At 40.8% G+C, this 3,076-nt stretch carries 3 protein-coding genes and 2 pseudogenes; 4 read left to right on the top strand and 1 reads right to left on the bottom strand.

What is annotated here, in order from left to right:
- Positions 1-158 precede the first annotated feature (158 nt).
- Both F6K37_RS36235 and F6K37_RS36230 read left to right on the top strand, forming a co-directional pair.
- Positions 159-542, top strand: coding sequence for a hypothetical protein (locus tag F6K37_RS36235; RefSeq protein ID WP_287255819.1), 384 nt, complete (start codon positions 159-161; stop codon positions 540-542).
- Positions 439-909, top strand: coding sequence for an IS66 family transposase (locus F6K37_RS36230; protein WP_008179902.1), 471 nt, complete (start codon positions 439-441; stop codon positions 907-909). Before F6K37_RS36235 ends, F6K37_RS36230 begins: the two co-directional genes overlap by 104 nt.
- Before the next feature lie 118 nt (positions 910-1,027).
- On the opposite strand, the gene F6K37_RS36225 is transcribed toward F6K37_RS36230, so the two are convergent.
- Positions 1,028-1,177, bottom strand: a complete 150-nt coding sequence (locus F6K37_RS36225; RefSeq protein ID WP_154659681.1) for a hypothetical protein — start codon at positions 1,175-1,177, stop codon at positions 1,028-1,030.
- 361 nt (positions 1,178-1,538) lie between these two features.
- Here F6K37_RS36225 and F6K37_RS36220 point away from each other — a divergent pair.
- Together F6K37_RS36220 and F6K37_RS36215 are read left to right on the top strand one after the other, a co-directional pair.
- Positions 1,539-1,955, top strand: a pseudogene (locus F6K37_RS36220) (IS701 family transposase); the annotation flags it as partial.
- A 114-nt stretch (positions 1,956-2,069) separates the two neighbouring features.
- Positions 2,070-2,888: pseudogene (locus tag F6K37_RS36215) on the top strand (IS5 family transposase).
- Positions 2,889-3,076 lie beyond the last annotated feature (188 nt).

Below are 3,076 nucleotides of genomic sequence, written 5' to 3'. Positions count from 1 at the left end.
TCTATTTTTAAGGCTTTTTGAAGTATTGTTTTTTGCTCTTGTGTCAGATAATTTTTTGCTGGCATATTTCCTATTATTGGGTTATTTATTAATTTTTATTATACCAATTTAAATGCCGAACAGCTTATTTAGCTTCCTATCAGTTAGCCGACAAGCATATGAACCGATTGAGCTTTGGTTCAACGGTGCTAGGGAATAGCCCTGAGCAATGGCAGGACTATTTAGAGTCGATTGGCATTGTGCAGACCAAAGTGGCACAGAGGGTCACCGAAGCCGCTCTGCTGGGTGGATTAATCGAGAGTGGCATTAACCGAAAATTGTTGATTCTCTCGGATGGAGCCAGACAGTTCAATATTCTCATTCATGGGTTGTGTTGGGTTCATGCTGAACGAATCATCCGCAAATTAGAGGGGAGTACCGCTGAGTTTCGAGAGAACATTGAGGAAGTCCAAACCCTTCTATGGGAGTACTACCAACAGCTTATTTGCCTATCAAGATCACCCGAGTGCCGAGCAAAAGGAGTACCTATCTGTTCGCTTTGATGAAATCTTTGGTCGGTGTTATCTGCACCACCCCACTCTGAGCAACGCATTGAACCAATTTAGACAAAACAAGGAGCAATTGCTCCGGGTGCTCGACTTTCCCAATATTCCTCTGCACAATAATGCCGCCTTTTCTGACATCCGAGAATTTGTGACCCGTCGAAAAATCAGTGGTGGCACTCGCTCTGAGGCCGGACTTCAAGCCAGAGATACCATGATTGGTCTGAAAAAGACCTGTCGCAAATTAGGGATTTGTTTTTGGGCGTATTTACTGTCCCGCTTGCGAGGGGATGACAAAATCCCCCCCTTACCAGATTTGATTCGACAAAAGGCTATAGAGCGTGGACTGGTGGGTAGCCCTGCCTGATAATTTGCTGATCCAATTTATCAACCAGCGATTATTGAGAAATTGCCTATTTTTTGATGATGATTTTAGATAAAAAAAATGTAATTGACTGATTTATCCACCATGACTAACCCTATGGCTATCCCATAAAGCTACGGTTTACTCGTCCAATTGCATCACTATTATGGTCAGCTTGTAGAACTTTTTTGAGCTGGTTTGGCAAGCTCAACAGAGTCGCAGTGGTAAGTACCTGGAAATAAATAAAGTTAACGTTGTCAATAATTGTCAAGGCATTGAATCCCTTTATGTTTATTTTTGCCTTGTATTAAGTTACATTTTATTAACAGTTAAATTGAATTTAATCCTACTACTTAACCGCTTAACACCATCTATAATTACAAACCCGTACAACTCCGGTAATTCCTAAATAAATTTTCAGCTTTTTGTCGGAAATCAGGCAATTTATGCCATCGCTAGATTTGCTTAGTTCAAAGAGAGACAAATTAGCTCTCCACAGGACTTACGCAATTACGCTATATATAGCGTGTCAAGTCGAGTAAAAACCAAATTAATCCCTAAAGGGGAAAAACAGATAAAGTAAATGATAAGATCAAGGGAGAAACCAACTAAAAAAATAATGGGAATAAAGATTGGACAAGCTAGATTACTGTCAATATTTGTTGAGTAGCCAAAACAATTACACCATAACTAATTTGGCAGAGCATCTACCAAAAATAAGTCATGATCAAATTAACCGATATTTAAAAAACGAAAAAATTAATCCTAAGACGTTGTGGTTAAATGTCAAAGAATATATTGAAGTAGATGAAAATGGCTATCTAGTATTTGACGATACAGTTTTGGATAAAAACCATTCCCATAAAATAGAATTGGGGCGAAAACAATACAGTGGAAATACTCATAGTGTGGTTCGAGGAATAGGAGTAGTAAATTGTATATACGTTAATAGTAAAACCGGTAAGTTTTGGGTGATAGATTACCGGATATATGCTCCAGAACAGGATGGAAAAACCAAACTAGACCATGTAGAAGACATACTCATAAATTGTTTCATAAGAAACTCCCCTTTAGAGCTGATTTCTAAAGGTAGTCTAAAGAAATGGACTACAACTGTGGTAGTCCTTGTAGATTATTACCTGGACTTCCTCTGGCATTTCTCCATGAGCCGCTTACCTAAGATTGCTAACCCCCATCGCCCAAACTATCCTAGTGACCTCAGTGATGCGGAATGGAGCATCATTGAACCCTACTTACCGAGTCCTAAAGGGTTCGGTCATCCCAGAACGGTTAATCTTCGTGAGATTCTTAACGGGATATTTTACGTACAACGCACGGGCTGTCAATGGGAAATGTTGCCTCATGATTTACCGCCCTATTCTACTGTCTATAAATACTTTCGCAAGTGGCAACCGCTTTGGCATATGGCAAGGGATTCATGACAAGTTACGAGGCCAGTTACGCACCGAATCAGGACGTGACGAACAATCAACGGTGGCGATAGCCGATTCTCAATCGGTGAAGACCACAGAAAAAAGGGGGATGTCTACGGCTATGACGGTGGCAAGAAGGTTAAAGGCCGTAAACGCCATATCGTCGTAGATTCGCCAGGTTTGCTGATTGGTATGTTAGTGACCGAAGCAAACATGTCAGAGCGATTGGGAGCTGTTGTTGTTTTTAATGAGTCGAAAGAAGCTCTCTCCAAGTTGAAAGTGGTTTGGGTGGATCAAGGGTATTCGGGAAAGAATTTTGCCCATGCGGTCAAACAAGTGTGTGGTGAGTCAGTGCAAGTAGAAGTCATAGAACGCAAGTCAAAGGAGTTTAAGATATTGCCAAAGCGTTGGATCGTGGAACGCACGTTTGGGTGGTTGAATCGATTTCGCCGTTTGAGTAAGGACTATGAACAGTATACACAGATGAGTGAGGCGATGATTTCTGGTTCTCTCATTCGCCTGATGACAAAACGACTAGCAACAGTTTAAGGTTCTGTTTAGAAATCAGCTCTTAAAAGAGTATTAATGGATAGTTGGTATGCCACTCAAAGCTGAAGGGGTGACGAAACAGGCTGAAATGCCTGGTATGTAAAGGTAGTACCACTTTATGGTAGAAAAAAGGTAGGTCTTCTATTTGCAACAAAACCTACCTGTTGACAATGTTACCCGAATTCTAC

The sequence above is a fragment of the Moorena sp. SIO4E2 genome, assembly GCF_010671945.1.
Taxonomy (GTDB): Bacteria; Cyanobacteriota; Cyanobacteriia; order Cyanobacteriales; family Coleofasciculaceae; genus Moorena; species Moorena producens.
Note: the sequence above shows the minus strand (reverse complement) of the source record. Positions and strands in the feature narration are given on the sequence as shown.